Source organism: Pseudoalteromonas sp. SCSIO 43095, assembly GCF_023650455.1.
Classification (GTDB): domain Bacteria; phylum Pseudomonadota; class Gammaproteobacteria; order Enterobacterales; family Alteromonadaceae; genus Pseudoalteromonas; species Pseudoalteromonas tetraodonis.
Genome location: NZ_CP087996.1, coordinates 580,037 through 594,730 on the forward strand (window position 1 = coordinate 580,037; position 14,694 = coordinate 594,730).

At 39.7% G+C, this 14,694-nt stretch carries 13 protein-coding genes and 1 pseudogene; 12 read left to right on the forward strand and 2 right to left on the reverse strand.

Going from position 1 to position 14,694, the window contains the following annotated elements; genetic code table 11:
• Positions 1 to 53: 53 nt before the first annotated feature.
• The 9 genes from ybaK (at position 54) to LOC50_RS16995 (ending at position 9,363) form a co-directional block, all read left to right on the forward strand.
• Complete coding sequence (ybaK, locus tag LOC50_RS16955) at positions 54 to 515, forward strand: Cys-tRNA(Pro) deacylase (protein ID WP_036983909.1); 462 nt, start codon at positions 54 to 56, stop codon at positions 513 to 515.
• Between the two features lie 182 nt (positions 516 to 697).
• Positions 698 to 1,066, forward strand: a complete 369-nt coding sequence (locus tag LOC50_RS16960) for a response regulator (protein ID WP_250654009.1) — start codon at positions 698 to 700, stop codon at positions 1,064 to 1,066.
• A 136-nt stretch (positions 1,067 to 1,202) separates the two neighbouring features.
• Positions 1,203 to 1,454: a hypothetical protein gene (locus tag LOC50_RS16965; RefSeq protein ID WP_013463170.1), complete on the forward strand. Its 252-nt coding sequence runs from the start codon at positions 1,203 to 1,205 to the stop codon at positions 1,452 to 1,454.
• Between the two features lie 163 nt (positions 1,455 to 1,617).
• Positions 1,618 to 1,881: a CBU_0592 family membrane protein gene (locus tag LOC50_RS16970; protein ID WP_008112375.1), complete on the forward strand. Its 264-nt coding sequence runs from the start codon at positions 1,618 to 1,620 to the stop codon at positions 1,879 to 1,881.
• A 171-nt stretch (positions 1,882 to 2,052) separates the two neighbouring features.
• A complete protein-coding gene (locus LOC50_RS16975; protein WP_069438974.1) occupies positions 2,053 to 3,783 on the forward strand; it encodes a sensor histidine kinase in 1,731 nt (576 codons plus the stop codon).
• Positions 3,776 to 5,137: a sigma-54-dependent transcriptional regulator gene (locus LOC50_RS16980; RefSeq protein ID WP_036983912.1), complete on the forward strand. Its 1,362-nt coding sequence runs from the start codon at positions 3,776 to 3,778 to the stop codon at positions 5,135 to 5,137. Before LOC50_RS16975 ends, LOC50_RS16980 begins: the two co-directional genes overlap by 8 nt.
• Before the next feature lie 174 nt (positions 5,138 to 5,311).
• Positions 5,312 to 6,268, forward strand: coding sequence for a porin (locus LOC50_RS16985; protein WP_036983913.1), 957 nt, complete (start codon positions 5,312 to 5,314; stop codon positions 6,266 to 6,268).
• 11 nt (positions 6,269 to 6,279) lie between these two features.
• Positions 6,280 to 7,755, forward strand: coding sequence for an SLC13 family permease (locus tag LOC50_RS16990; protein WP_250654010.1), 1,476 nt, complete (start codon positions 6,280 to 6,282; stop codon positions 7,753 to 7,755).
• Between the two features lie 189 nt (positions 7,756 to 7,944).
• Entirely contained in the window at positions 7,945 to 9,363 is a 1,419-nt protein-coding gene (locus LOC50_RS16995; RefSeq protein ID WP_069438972.1) for a coniferyl aldehyde dehydrogenase, read from the forward strand.
• Between the two features lie 63 nt (positions 9,364 to 9,426).
• Here the strand turns inward: LOC50_RS16995 and LOC50_RS17000 are convergent, their stop codons facing one another.
• Positions 9,427 to 10,152 carry a tetratricopeptide repeat protein gene (locus LOC50_RS17000; RefSeq protein ID WP_250654011.1) on the reverse strand — a complete coding sequence of 242 codons (726 nt, stop codon included), beginning with the start codon at positions 10,150 to 10,152 and terminating at the stop codon, positions 9,427 to 9,429.
• A gap of 316 nt (positions 10,153 to 10,468) precedes the next feature.
• On the opposite strand from LOC50_RS17000, the gene LOC50_RS17005 reads away from it, so the two are divergent.
• Together LOC50_RS17005 and LOC50_RS17010 are read left to right on the forward strand one after the other, a co-directional pair.
• On the forward strand, positions 10,469 to 11,332 hold the full coding sequence (locus tag LOC50_RS17005) for a DUF6279 family lipoprotein (protein WP_036983916.1): 864 nt from the start codon (positions 10,469 to 10,471) through the stop codon (positions 11,330 to 11,332).
• Positions 11,333 to 11,499: 167 nt separating this feature from the next.
• Positions 11,500 to 12,464 (forward strand): annotated as a pseudogene (locus LOC50_RS17010) (GGDEF domain-containing protein).
• On the opposite strand, the gene LOC50_RS17015 reads toward LOC50_RS17010, so the two are convergent.
• Positions 12,461 to 13,399: a LysR family transcriptional regulator gene (locus LOC50_RS17015; protein WP_248533401.1), complete on the reverse strand. Its 939-nt coding sequence runs from the start codon at positions 13,397 to 13,399 to the stop codon at positions 12,461 to 12,463. The pseudogene LOC50_RS17010 and the gene LOC50_RS17015 overlap by 4 nt on opposite strands.
• A 118-nt stretch (positions 13,400 to 13,517) precedes the next feature.
• Between LOC50_RS17015 and LOC50_RS17020 the strand changes: the two genes are divergently transcribed.
• Positions 13,518 to 14,687 (forward strand): efflux RND transporter periplasmic adaptor subunit, encoded by a 1,170-nt coding sequence (locus LOC50_RS17020; protein ID WP_250654012.1) that lies wholly within the window; start codon positions 13,518 to 13,520, stop codon positions 14,685 to 14,687.
• Positions 14,688 to 14,694: the final 7 nt, after the last annotated feature.

The following is a 14,694-nucleotide window of genomic DNA, read 5'->3' on the forward strand; positions in this document are numbered from 1 at the left end:
TTTATGTTTAATGTGCTAAATTATTAGGGAAATTTATTTTTGGACTTTATCAGATGACCCCCGCTATAGAGCAGCTAAAAAAAAGCGATATTAAGTTTGACATACTTAGTTACGAGCACGATATAAACAATACTAATTACGGCCTCGAAGCGGTTGAAAAGCTTAATCTTAACAGCGCCCAAGTATTTAAAACCCTAGTGCTAGAAACCTCAGAGCAACAGCTTATTGTAGCGGTGACTCCCGTCACTCAGCAGGTTAATTTAAAACAGCTTGCGAAGCTTTGTGCAGTAAAAAAAGTGATGATGGCAGACCCACAAAAAGTGCAGGCGAGTACCGGTTATATTTTGGGAGGAGTTAGCCCCGTTGGCCAAAAAAAGCGGCTAAAAACATACATACACTCCAGTGCGTTAGATTTTGAAATGATATATGTTAGTGCCGGAAAACGCGGGTTAGAAGTAACACTAAGTGCAAAAAGCTTAGCACATATAACCCAAGCTTCGTTTGGAATTTTTTAAACTTTTGTTTAGCTAAAATAAGGGGATACAAGTATCCATCTGATTACTTGCGGCAATAGGTATTGTTAACTAATGTTGTTACTACACATAACACGTTTTTGTTAATACCTTTTGGATTGACGTGTCGCCTTTACTTTGTTTTAATGAAAATTTGCTCGCAGCTATTTTGGTAAAACATACGCATGAAAATACTTGTTGTTGATGATATGCCGTTAATGCGTCATGTATTAATTAATATGTTAAGGAGGTTGGATTATATAGATATTGTTGAAGCCACAGATGGGCTTCAAGCAATAAACATACTGCAAAATCAAACGTTTGATTTGGTTATAACAGATCTTCATATGCCTAAAATGGATGGCATTACTTTACTTGATAATATTAGAAAAGATGCCGAGCTGAAAAACCTTCCTGTACTTATGGTGACCTGTGAAGATAGTTCTTCGACTGTCAAAAAAGCGATTAATGCTAAAGTGTCAGGCTTTATCGTAAAGCCTTTTAATATGAATGTGTTATCAGCTAAATTAACCCGTTTATCGATAAAAGCCTAAAGCGAATCGTTTATAAAGTAGAGTTATCTACCGACTGTTTAAAAAATATATTAGCGCAACAGCCATTCATTATTTTCTACCGCTGATGTGATAGCATTATGCTATTAACTAATCGTAAAGTAATTATTGAGGAAGTATGGCTAAGCCCAATAAAAAAGGGCCTACAAAAACGGTCGATATATTTTGTTCTGCGTGTAAGGCACCGTTATTCAAATACCGTAAAGGTGGCAAAGGTGCTTTAGTAAAATGTTTTATAGAAAGAATAACCCAAGATCACACCCATACTGAATGCGTATGCCCAGGCTGTGAACGACCTTTTGCCCGCCCTACAATTATAAGAGGAACCCCTGCCTATAAAATGATTGGTGGTAAAGTTACTTTTAAATAAACCTTTCGTTTATAGCCTAAAGTAGTGCGGGGCGGACATAAGCCCTTGTTTGCTTTTATTTCACTGGTAAGCTTCGCTGGTTTTGCTGTTTCAATGATTGAAAAAAACCCTCCCCATGGATTGGGCCAGTCAGTTGGGTTTTAAAATGGAAAAGGATAGACGTGTGATCGCACTTTTATTTGATATTGTTGGTATGAGTGGTACTTTTTTAGTGGTTGGTTCATTTTTTTTGCTGCAACTAAATAAAGTTTCACCTAAAAGTTTAACGTATAACTTAATGAATTTAAGTGGCGCTATTTTGTTACTTATTAGCCTTTGTTATAACTTTAACTTAGCAAGCTTTGTGATTGAAATATTTTGGATTGCAGCCTCATTAATTGGCTTATACAAATATTTTAAAGACAAACCTGTCGTTGCAAAAGCGTAAATTAAGCTAAAACAGCACACCTTAAAAGGTGATTAAACCGTGGAATGTAATATTTCACGGTTTTTTAGTTTCAGTATAATTGTTAACAAAAAGTTTCTTCTGCAAAGGGGGATAACTCGTTACAATATTGGCTATTACTTATTATTGGCATCATAGTTGTCATAGGCGTTTATGTTCTCCATCCCCAAAAAAATTATTTTTGCCTGTATATTGTTAGTACTATTATTGGTGATCACCTTTTCGTTTGGTCGTGCTTATGATTTAGGGCAAGCCAAAATTCAAGCTGATCAACAAGTCATCCAATTAAATAATTATATCGATAACGAACTCGCTCGATTTGCGGCTATCCCTCAGCTGCTAATTGAAAATAACGTATTGATTCGTTTTACTAATAATGAATCACAACACTTTAATGCAATTAACAATTACCTTGCTGATATTCAACAAGCCAGTGGTGCCTCAGATGTATACATACTAGATACTCATGGCGATGTTATTGCCAGTAGTAACTGGCAAACCGACTATACATTTTTAGGTAGTAACTTTGCATTTAGACCTTATTTTAAACAAGCGTTTGCCGGTGAAAAGGTCGCATACTTTGCACTTGGTCAGCGCTCAAAAGAGCGCGGAATTTATTTTTCCCAAGCTATTTACCTAGATGGAAAAGCCATTGGCGTGGTGGCGCTTAAAACTAATGTCGCTAAATTTGAAAACGATCGTTCGCTTTTAAATACCTCAAAAGGAAGCCACTTTTATTTGCAACTTGCCGATAATATTATTGCCATGTCAGATGAACCCGCATGGCGTTTAAATAGTTTTACAGAGCTTGATATTACCGCGCGTCGTGATATTAAACAGCGCCGTGCTTACTTAGATCATCAACCGCTACAAATTAAGCAACAGCGCTACAAAAGCCAAGGCATTGAGCAATTTAAAATTGCTGAAGATGAATACGTTGCCGCCTCAAGACCCTTAACTCATCTGAATGCAACCATGACAGTGCTTGTTGATATTTCAAACATTAACGCCTTACAGGTGCCTAGATTACTATGGCTAGTGTTATTTTATTGGGTGTTTATTTTTGTTGGATATAGCTTATTGGCACGCTTTGCCGGGTATAAAAAATTACTGTATTCGCGTCACAGTTTAGAGCTCGAAGTACTAGAGCGTACTCAAGCACTCGAAAAAGCCCAAACCGCATTAGTACAGTCGGCAAAATTAGCCACTATTGGGCAATTGAGTGCGGGCATTAATCACGAAATTAACCAACCGCTCAGCGCAATGAACACCTATTTAGCCAGTGCTAAAATTTTCCTAAAAAAGGGAAGGCTTAACGCATTAAGTGAAAACTTAATCATTATTGAGAATTTGGTAGAGCGGGTGCATAAAATAGTGGCGCAGCTTAAACACTTTAGTAAACCGGCGACCATGCAACTTCGGCCTCATCCATTGTCGGCGTTATTAAACAATGCGTTGATGATCACCCATCCGCAACTTAAACAAGACGATGTTAACGTAAGTGCACCGCAGTTTTCGCAAGAGATCACGGTGTGGGTCGATGCGTTAAAGTTTGAACAAGTATTGGTTAATGTGATCACCAATGCATCACAGGCAATGAAAGGTGAGCCAGTTAGAGAGCTCAGTTTTGATGTTGAATGCTTTGAAGAGCGCGTTAAGCTTTCTATATTAGATAGTGGCCCTGGTATTGAGCATCATGTGTTGGGGTCTATTTTTGAACCTTTTTATAGTACCAAATCAAGTAACGGGTTAGGGCTGGGCTTGTCGATTTCAAAGCAAATTATTGAATCATTTAATGGGTACTTAACTGCACATAATCGCCCTGAAGGCGGTGCGCAATTTATTATTAGTTTATCAAGCATAGAGGCCACTAAAAATGATTGAAGCCGTTGTTTGCAAACAGATTATTGTTATTGATGATGAAGCGATGATCCGCGATTCATTGAATCAGCTATTAACGCTCGAGGGGTATGAGGTACAGTGTTTTAGTGATGCAAGTGTTGCCTTAAGTCGCTTAAATCGCAGTTTTTGTGGCATTGTACTTAGTGACATAAACATGCCCACTATGGATGGTTTAACGTTTATTGAGCAGGTAAAAGCATTCGATAGCGAACTACCAGTGATATTTTTAACCGGTTATGCTGATGTTTCTGTTGCGGTAAAAGCGATGCAATTGGGCGCGTATGATTTATTTGAAAAACCACTGAACGAAAATTTATTAGATTGTATTGCCAGAGCCTCAGATAAACGTGCCTTAGTAATGGAAAACAGAGCGCTGAAGCGCGCGGTTGAGAAAACGTCGGCGCCCGGTGTACGTATTTTAGGTGATACGCTTAAAATGCAGCATATGATGAACCTACTCAATACGGTGATTGATACCCCGGCTGATGTGTTAATTGAAGGTGAAACTGGCACAGGTAAAGAATTAGTGGCTCGCTATTTACACGATCATAGTAACCGTTCAAGCTGTCAGTTTGTGGCTATTAACTGTGGCGCAGTCCCAGAGCAATTAATAGAAAGCGAACTGTTTGGGGCTATCAGCGGAGCCTTTACTGGCGCAACACACGATCGCAAAGGTAAATTTGAGTTTGCTCAAGGCGGCACCGTTTTTTTAGATGAAATTGAAAGCACTCCTTTATCACTTCAAGTTAAATTACTACGGGTGCTTGAAGAGCGAAAAGTAACCCCCGTTGGTGCTAATAAAGCGATAGAACTTGATATTCGTATTGTCGCAGCCACCAAAGTCGATTTACTTTCGCTGGTAGAAAAAGGTGAGTTTAGAGCCGATTTATATTACCGATTGAGTTTAGTAAAAGTCAGTATTCCTGCATTGAGAGACAGAAAAGCAGATATTCCACTGTTATTTAAGCATTTTAGTTCTATTGCTGCGACCCGCTTCCATAAACCGTTAGGGGCGCTCAATATAGAACTACAACAACGTTTACTAGCGCACGATTGGCCTGGCAATGTGCGGGAATTGAGAAATCAAGCCGAGCGCGCGGTATTGCTAGGCCCCGATCTGGCATTTGCACAAAGTGATTCAAGCAACAGCACGCTATCATTAGATTTGAGCCTAGCCGAAAAGGTCAGCTTTTATGAGCACTCCTTAATTGAAGAGGCGCTAGAGCTTAACCATGGCAGCATTAAAGACACCATGACAACCTTACAAATTGCGCGTAAAACCCTCTACGATAAAATGAGTAAATATAACCTTAATCGAGATATGTTCACCGATTAATGGGTGGAAATGGTGATATTGAGTGTTTTTTATGTGTGGAAACCCGCACATTTCAATGTTTATTTTTAAACCTTTATTTTTTAAATTACTGAAAGTATTTATTATTTTTTAGTTGGTCATGTTCTTGCTTTGTAGGTGCAGACAACAAGTAGCATCACATAATTAAGACACATAATGAAAAACAATATATTCCAAGGTTCAGTACTTGCTGCGTTATGCAGTGCTGCCACGTTACCTGCAACCACTTTTGCAGCAGACTACACAGTGTATGGTAAAGCCGAAGTACAAATTGCTAACACCGATACAGGCATAATGCGTTACGCTGACGAAGGCACGCAAATAGATGCCCCTTTTTCGCGTATTGGCATTAAAGGTGACCATAAATTAAATGAGTATTTTACCGCGGTATTTAAATACGAAGTTCAAGTAAAAGGTTTTGAACACGACGATACCAATGAGCCTTTTGCAGCACGCAATACTTACTTGGGCCTAAAAGGCGCATTTGGTGAAGTGGTGGTTGGGCGAAACGACACGCGCTTTAAATATTCAGAAGGTAAGCTTGATAATTTTAACGAAACCCAAGCTGATATTGCTCAAGTAATTGCAGGGCAAGACCGCTTAGGCGATACCATCACCTATACCTCTAAGTATTGGCATAACGCGCAGTTTTCATTTACCTATGCACCAAAAGATGACAACAAAGATAACGAAGCAGGATTTGCTGCTACGCTAATTTACGGCGACCGTAATTTAAATAAAACACCTTACTCTATTTCAATCAGCCATGTCGATTCGCTTAATAACATAAAAGCAAGCCGTATTGCGGGTGTGTATAAGTTTGAAAAATTACAATTAGGGGCATTGTACCAGCATTCAGAATCGATTGACGGCGCTAAGTCTGGCAACGGTTATGTACTAAGCGCAAGCTATAAGTTAGACAAATGGGTACCTAAAGTACAATTTGCAAAAGATGATTCAAAACTACGTCAAACATCAGACGCTACCCAGTGGACCACGGGTGTAGATTATGTATTTGACAAGCAAACCACAGCTTACCTTTTATACACTGACCTCGACCTAGAAGAAAATGCTGATAGCAGTGTTGCACTTGGTCTTAAATATAAATTTTAAGGGCTAAACAAATGACAAAACGTATTTTAGAAAATAACGCGAATAAAAAGCCATTTATGCAATGGCTGTTATTGTTACTTGGCCCATGTGTCATGCTACTTACTTGCTTAGTTGAGCCGCCAGTAGGGATGTCGGCGGCAGCATTTAAAACCGCAGGCTTAGCATTTTGGATGGCCTCGTGGTGGGTGAGTGAGGTAGTGCCTATTCCTGCTACTGCGTTACTCCCTTTAGTGATTTCGCCGATTGTTAATATAGCAGCGATAAAAAGTGTTGCAGCGCCTTATGCGCATCCGCTGATCTTTTTATTTTTAGGTGGCTTTTTAATCTCAATAGCGATGGAGCGTTGGGGGTTACACAAGCGTATTGCATTAAAAACAATGCGTTATGCAGGTAAAAAACCAAGCTTACAAATTTTAGCGATGATGTTAGTGACTGCATTTTTATCAATGTGGATGTCTAATACCGCTACCGCAGTAATGATGCTTCCTATCGCTTTATCTATTACCCATTTAGTTAAAAGCTCAGATCCTAGTAATGAAGGTTTTGGTAAAGCCCTTTTACTGTCGATTGCTTATGGCGCAAGTATTGGTGGTATTGCTACATTAATTGGTACTCCACCAAATGCATTAATGGCTGCGTACCTATCAGACAGTTATCAGATTGAAATTGGCTTTGCCGAGTGGATGATTGTTGGTGTGCCATTAGCGCTCGGTATGTTGCTGATCAGCTGGATTTGGTTAACTAAATTCACTTATAAAGTCGATGCGAATGTACAAGCGAACAAGCGTATTGATACCAAAGCGGTATTCTCTTCACAATTAAAAGACTTAGGTCTAATGCAGCGTGCTGAAAAGGGCGTGTTGTTTGTATTTGTGCTTGCCGCTATTTGTTGGATATTTAGACCTTTATTAGGTGATGTTACCGGGCTTAAAATTTCAGATACCGGTATTGCTATTGCTGCAGCATTACTACTGTTTGTACTACCGGCAAATAAAGGCAGCGATGCGCGTATTTTAGATTGGGAAAGTGCCGCTAAAGTGCCGTGGGGTGTGTTGCTTTTATTTGGTGGCGGATTAACACTTGCCTCGCAAATAAAGTCATCAGGATTAGCTGATTACATTGCTAATATGATTGAAGGGGCCAGTGCAATTCCTTTAGTTATGAGCATTCTTGTGGTGGTGGCACTCATTACTTTCTTAACTGAAATAACCAGTAATACGGCAACAGCCGCAGGCTTTTTACCCTTACTAGGCCCAGTTGCTGAGTCAATAACTGGCAGTCCGTTAGTGTGGGTTATTCCAGCTGCGATTGCGTGTAGTTGTGCGTTTATGATGCCAGTAGCCACACCACCCAATGCGATTGTGTTTGGCTCGGGTGAAATTAAAATGAAAGACATGATCCGTGCTGGCTTTGTGTTAAATATTGTCGCTATTGTTTTAATTACTTTAGTAACAATGACCATAGCAGCTCAGGTTTTTGGCTTTTAATAGCTTCCCTCTAATTAGCTAACAAAACAGATAACCGATGCACACAAAAGCAGTGCATCGGTATGAGTTCCAACCAACCTTATGAGTGTTTTTGCAATCCTTTTCCTCGTGTTGCAAAATCACTCTTTATTGCTCGAGTAACAGAACAAGGTTATAGTCTTGAAAACGTTATAAATCGAGTAGCTTATTTTGAACACTGACACATTATCTACAGGATCTTTGCGTTCGCAATTTAATGAACTAAAGCATGCTTTTGAAGACACCCCTTATTTACCCATTGAGCAACGTCTTGCTTTACTCAAGAAAGTACGCGCTAACATTGTAACGTTAGAGCAAGACTTGATTGCTGCAGTATCTAAAGATTTTGGATACCGAACGGCGTTCGATACCGTAGTGGGGGATATTTTGCCCACCATGCAGGGACTTGCGCATATTATTAAAAAGCTACCTCGATGGTCTAAGCCAAGTCAGCGCAGCGCGGGGTTAAGCTTATGGCCCTCAAAAGTAAGTGTAACCTATCAGCCTATTGGCGTGGTCGGTGTGATTGCACCATGGAACTATCCTATTCAACTAGCATTGGTACCTGTTATTACTGCGATTGCAGCGGGTAACAGGGTGATGTTAAAGCTCAGTGAATTTACGCCTAACACCAATGCCGTTATTGAAAAAATATTTGCAGGTGAATTAAGCCAACACTGCACAATTATTCAAGGTGGTAGCGACGTGGCAAGTGAGTTTTCATCATTGCCATTTGCGCATTTGCTATTTACAGGCTCGACTGCCGTTGGCAAGTTAGTTATGGCCGCGGCCAGTAAAAATTTAACGCCGGTAACATTAGAGCTCGGCGGAAAATCGCCCGTCATTGTGTTAGAAAAAGCCGATGTAAATAAAGCCGCGCGTGCATTATTATTTGGAAAAATGGCCAATGCAGGGCAAATATGTGTAGCGCCTGATTACGTGTTTGTTCCTAAAGCATTGGAGCACCAATTCATTAAAGCGCTTTGTATCCTTTATAAAAAACACTTTAAGCAAGGTGTTGAAGGCAAAAACCTGACCTCGATTATAAGCCCTGCACATTATCAGCGTTTGCTAGGTTATTTAGAGCAAGCACAAGAGCAAGGCGCTAAAATTACTAAACCGCTTGAACAAAACCAGCAAGATGGCGAAAAGCATCGTATGGGTCTGCATATTGTTACGCACGTAACAGATGAGATGACATTAATGCAAGAAGAGCTATTTGGCCCCATTTTACCCATTATGAGTTACGACAAATTAGAAGACGTGCTTAATTATATTCGATTACGCGACCACCCATTAGCCCTTTATATTTTAGGTCAAGATAAACAGGCGCAACAGTACATTATTAAGCAAACACTTAGCGGAACAGTTGCTGTAAACGACACATTAATACAAGTAGCTGCCGATGATGTGCCGTTTGGTGGCGTGGGGCATTCGGGGATGGGCCATTATCACGGTAAAGAAGGTTTTCTCACCTTTAGCCATGCAAAAAATACCTTAGTCTCTGGCTCGGTTAACCCGCGCATTGGTTTATTACTTAAACAAAATAAATTACTGATCAAAGTGCTAAAGTGGCTTTATGTAAAATAGCTTGCAACGCTTAAAATAAAAAAGCTGAATGAATCACTTCATTCAGCTTTTTTAATAGCTAACTTAAAACAGTCGTCCTTCGCCAGCATAAGTACCCGCTAAAATTTTGGTATAAATTGCATCGGCTTTTTCTTTGGCCTCAGCTACCTCTCTCGGGAGCATAGTACGTTCATCAAGTTTACGGCTGTGACTGGCTTGCATGTTGCCATTATACTCGGCAATGGTATTCCACACATACGACATTTCAAGATTTTTTGGCATTCCTAAGCCTTCAAAATACATCAGTGCTAAATTAAACTGCGCCAATGTGTAATTATTAGCAGCGGCTTTTTCATACCATGTTCTGGCGGCTTTATAATCTTGGCTAACACCATCGCCATTTGCGTACATTACACCTAAGTTATACTGTGCTGCGGGAAGGTTCTTATTTGCTGCTTTTTCAAATAAGGTTATGGCCATTTGTTTGTCTAATTTAACGCCATTACCTTCATCATATAAAACCGCAAGTGCAAACATTGAATCTACATGGTTTTTCTTTACGGCTTGTTGGTAAAGCTCAGCTGCTTTGTAATAATCACGGGTAACGCCATGGCCACCTTCGTATAGCTTACCTAATTCGTAAATACCCGGTGCATAGCCTTTGTCAGCTAAATAATTAAACTCTTTAAGTGCTTCTTCAAATTCACCCGCATTAGCAGCTCTGATCCCTTCTTCTAGTCCAGCATGAGCAAGAGGGGTAGCGAGCATAATACCGGCCAGTAGCAGTGCTTTAAAATTAGACTGTGACATAAGCATGTCTCCAAATTAGTTGTCGTTCTATGTAAGCGCCATAAAAGTAAAACTTACCTAGTGAATCTATTAGGGATAGGTAAAAAATTATGAGCTAAATTAATAACGCCAACGTTTATAACCTAGGTATACAAACGTATTAACAAGTAGCTTTAACTATAGCTCAAAAATTCTAAACTTAAGCACATAGTCATGATAAAAATTGCGTTAGCTTGCGATTCTATAGAAAAATGAAAAAAATAAAAGCGAGCAATGGCTTACATAATTACTTATGATGATTTTTGGCAACTAAAGCATCATAAAACGGGGTCTGTTAATGTTAAATAATTTAAAAAATATAAAACTAAGCAAAATTATTTTTATAACCAGTTTATTGTTTATTGCCAGTTGTTCTACCTCCTTTGCTTATAACAACCTTGGTTGGCTGTCTTCGTTTTGGATAGACGATTATGTCGACTTAAACAAAAGCCAATCAACGCAGTTAAAAGTGATTATTAATAACACCCGAGATTGGCATCGAGAGGTTGAGTTACCAAAATATAAAGCCGATTTACTCGACTTAAGGCAGTTGCTCGATAAACAAGCCGATACAGCGCAGTTAATGGCAAAAATAACGCAGGTAAAGCAGCATTGGCGCAATTTACTTTTGTACGCGAGTGATCCCTTAATCGAGCTGGCAAAAACGTTAACTCCATCACAACGCAGTGAAATGGTAGAAAACATTCGTGAGCAAATTAATGATGAAATAAAAGAGCACGCTTCATTAACCAAAGAGGAGCATCAGCAGTCTCGTTTAGACAGGCAACTAGACTACTACGAACAATGGCTTGGTAAGCTCACCTCAGAGCAGCGAACGCTAGTGTCACAAGCCAACAGTGAATATATCAGCACCAGCAATTTATGGTATGACTATAAACTAACTCGGTTAGGTGCACTTGAGGCACTGTTTAATCAGCAAACCCTTGATGATGCCCAATTTGCGCAGCAGTTACGCACTATCATTACAGAACGAGAGCTGTTTATGAGTGCTGAACTCATTGAGAGAAATGAGGAAAATTTAAGGGCATACGCACAGTTGCTGGTTAAATTAAATCAAACCTTAAGCCCTAAACAAATTGCACATGTTGATGAGGAGTTTGCTGACTTGGTTGGCACAGTTAATGAATTGCTTACAGAATAGCTGCATTTAACCAGTCCTTTTTACTTATCTTAAAGATGGTTGTTAAGCGTAAAGTTGTGATTATTGCATTTCAGGGTTAATTTAAACCAGTAGCTTTGATTTAAGTCTTTTATGGATAAGCCGCTCTCAACAGTACAAAAATATTACGTAAGCATGTCTTAAAATGGATGTGTTTATTTTTAGGTTTGCTGTCATTTATTTTTGCTGTGTTTAACCTATCAAAAAATCATTTTTATATTGTAGGTGGCTTAGAAGTGTGATTTCCGCACTTTGTTTTTATGTTTTTATACCATTGGTTAAAAACAAGCAACGAAATTGGTATGCCATAACGGTTTGTATGACTGTAACGCTCGTTATATTATGTGGAACCTTTTTGGCACCACTTAAAAATGGTTTGTTTTTGTGGGCGTTTTCTTTACCCATTTTGTTTTATCTACTTCTTGGTCGAAAATACGGTACTGTGTTATCGGCCACACTTTTGGTTATGCAATCATCAGTGTTGCTTTATAAATTACCAAGCCCTTCTTTTTCCTCTTTTAACCAAGCGCTCAACTTACTGTTTATTTATATTATTATATGGGTCATTTCTCATGTTTTTGAAGAAAATAGGGCCGAATTTTCTAAGTGACTTAAAAACTTGGCTTTACTTGATCCTCTTACGGGCGCAGGAAACCGTTTATCTATGAGTCATTATTTTGAAGTGGAGATAAAAGACAAGTCACAGTTGTACTTGTTTTTAATTGATCTTGACCACTTTAAACAAATAAATGATGAATACGGCCATGATGTAGGAGATAAAGTGCTGGTTGAGTTGGCAACTCTATTTAGGATTACTTTTGCAAAAGGGTATGTGTTTAGGGTGGGGGGTGAAGAATTTTCTTTAATGAGCAATTTTGATAGTGCACAATCCGCGCTGGCAATGGCTGAAAATCTTAGACAAGCCGTTGCAAATAAATATATTGAAGCCAATGGTATAACCATAAATTTAACAGCCAGTGTTGGCGTAGTTAAGTACCAACAACTAAATTTGGCTGAATTAATAGCGCAAGCAGGTAAGCAGCTTTATAAGGCAAAAGATGCGGGGCGCAATGCGGTTTTTTCTGATATTAACCTCTGTGCAGATGCGGCTTAATACATTTGATCAAAATTAGGAATATTGTTCTCCCAAATCGGTCTTTCTTTGCCAATGTATTCACGCACGGCATCAAAAAACAATCGTGTTCTTACCGGTAAATCTCGGTGTGGGTATACAGCATACATTGCATTATGTTCCATTAATTTTACATCCGTAAGTAAGGGCACCAGTTGCCCATCAATCACTTCTTTATCTAAAATAAATGCCGGCGCTAAAAAGTAGGTGGTGCCAGAGAGAGTTTTCATCAGTAATACTTCTGCATCGTTTGCTCTAAACACACTTTTTATTTTTTGCGCGCAGTGCTCGCCAGTGTGGTTATAGTAATTTATGCCTTCTACCCGCAGTGAGTTGCTGGCATAACTGGCCGCTGGCAATTGTGCCAAATCAGTGATTGTTGTAGGCATACCGTATGTTTCTATAAACGCTGGCGCGGCTAATAGTAACAAACGGTTACGGGCAATTTTACGAGCAATTAATGATGAGTCTTTGGGCTCACCCACTCTAAACGCTAAATCAAATCCTTCAGATACAATATCAACCAATCGGTCATCCAAACGCAGTTCTACTTCCACTTGCGGAAAGCGTTTTTGAAAATCGTTGATCACTGGCTGTAAGTAGCGTCGACCTATTAAAGTAGATGCGGTTACTTTTAATACGCCGCGTGGCTCTTGGTGGTAGTTTTCTGCCATGCGCACCGTTTCGCCAAGCAGACTTCGTAGCTCACCTGCTTTTTTTATCATTTCAGCGCCCGCTGCTGTAAGAGAGAATGAGCGGGTTGTTCTGTTCAATAGCCTTACTCCAAGTTCATCCTCTAACCGACTAATTTGCTTAGAGATCACTGAGCGGTCAATATTTCGTATTTCGGCTGCTTTTGCAAATGAGCCTTGCTCTACCACTTCAAGCAGCATTAATAGTCGACTGGTTGTATCCATTATTTCATCACGTAGTGAGTATTGATGCCATTTTGGCACTAATGAATTTAAAAATCTATTGTTTTTGTCATCAAGTATGTTCCGTATTATGCAACGCTAAATTAAAAGGAGCGTCGTTATGAACAAACACTTAATTGCTATAGCATTATCTGTTGCATTAATCACACTGGCCGGTTGTGCCGATGAAGATACAACACAATCAGCACCCGCACAGCAACAACAAGCAATTGATGTAGCCGAGGTCTTGGTTAAGCCAGTTCAAAGTTGGCACACCTATACAACACGCTTAGAGTCACCGCAAAAAGTGGCATTAATGCCGCGTGTATCCGGCATTATTGAGCAAATTGAATTTAAAGAAGGGGATAGCGTTAAACAAGGCGATGTATTATTTCGTTTAGACGATCGCTCATTCGCTGCAACCGTTGACAGTTTAAGCGCTCAGGTTAAAAGTGCTCAAGCAGCACTTGAACAAGCAAAAAGCGAAGCATCGCGTGCGGTACGCTTAACTGAGCGAAAAGCCATTTCGACTGAGCAAGCACAAGCGCGTACATCGACTCTGCGTCAGCGTGAAGCACAACTTGCTGCACTGCAAGCGCAGCTTAAAGCTGCAAAGCTCGATTTAGAGTTTACGTCAGTGGTTTCTCCTATTGATGGCGTGATTTCTCGCGCAAATATTACCAAAGGTAACAACGTACTTGCAGGGCAAAGCGTGCTTACTTCAATTGTTTCTAATGACAAAATGTACGCTTACTTTGATGTAGATGAACGTACTTGGAATAGCGCATTTGACGAAGTAACAGCTGCAAGCAAACAGCCTGTTGTAATGCAAAAAGTAGGACAAGACGATTTTAACTATAGCGGCCATATTAACTTTATAGATAATCAAATTAACGCATCTACAGGCACTTTACGCGTTCGTGCGGTATTTGATGATCGCAGTAACGAGTTGCGTTCGGGCTCATTTGCACGCATTAAGTTAGCTGCTAATGCAGTACGTGAAACTGTCATTATTCCAGACAGAGCCATAGGCACAGATTTAAAAAATCGCTTTGTGTTAACGGTAGGCGAAAACAATGTGCTGCAGTATAAGCTTGTAACGGTAGGTGAGCGCTATGGATCGTTGCGAGCCATCACATCAGGACTTAAGCAAGGCGATGTTATTGCTGTAAATGGCCCTGCTCGTGTAGGACCGGGTATGCCGATATCACCAAATAAAGTGGCAATAAATACCCAAGGCGTGGCATTTACGCTAAGTGCTAACCCTGCCGATTTAGTTGCTAAGCAATAAGGTTATT

Excerpts from the sequence above, each read along its gene's own strand:
- ybaK (WP_036983909.1), top strand. The coding sequence starts at position 54 with ATGACCCCCGCTATAGAGCAGCTAAAAAAAAGCGATATTAAGTTTGAC.
- LOC50_RS16960 (WP_250654009.1), top strand. The coding sequence starts at position 698 with ATGAAAATACTTGTTGTTGATGATATGCCGTTAATGCGTCATGTATTA.
- LOC50_RS16965 (WP_013463170.1), top strand. The coding sequence starts at position 1,203 with ATGGCTAAGCCCAATAAAAAAGGGCCTACAAAAACGGTCGATATATTT.
- LOC50_RS16975 (WP_069438974.1), top strand. The coding sequence starts at position 2,053 with ATGTTCTCCATCCCCAAAAAAATTATTTTTGCCTGTATATTGTTAGTA.
- LOC50_RS16980 (WP_036983912.1), top strand. The coding sequence starts at position 3,776 with ATGATTGAAGCCGTTGTTTGCAAACAGATTATTGTTATTGATGATGAA.
- LOC50_RS16985 (WP_036983913.1), top strand. The coding sequence starts at position 5,312 with ATGAAAAACAATATATTCCAAGGTTCAGTACTTGCTGCGTTATGCAGT.
- LOC50_RS16990 (WP_250654010.1), top strand. The coding sequence starts at position 6,280 with ATGACAAAACGTATTTTAGAAAATAACGCGAATAAAAAGCCATTTATG.
- LOC50_RS17000 (WP_250654011.1), bottom strand. The coding sequence starts at position 10,152 with ATGTCACAGTCTAATTTTAAAGCACTGCTACTGGCCGGTATTATGCTC.
- LOC50_RS17005 (WP_036983916.1), top strand. The coding sequence starts at position 10,469 with ATGTTAAATAATTTAAAAAATATAAAACTAAGCAAAATTATTTTTATA.
- LOC50_RS17015 (WP_248533401.1), bottom strand. The coding sequence starts at position 13,399 with ATGGATACAACCAGTCGACTATTAATGCTGCTTGAAGTGGTAGAGCAA.
- LOC50_RS17020 (WP_250654012.1), top strand. The coding sequence starts at position 13,518 with ATGAACAAACACTTAATTGCTATAGCATTATCTGTTGCATTAATCACA.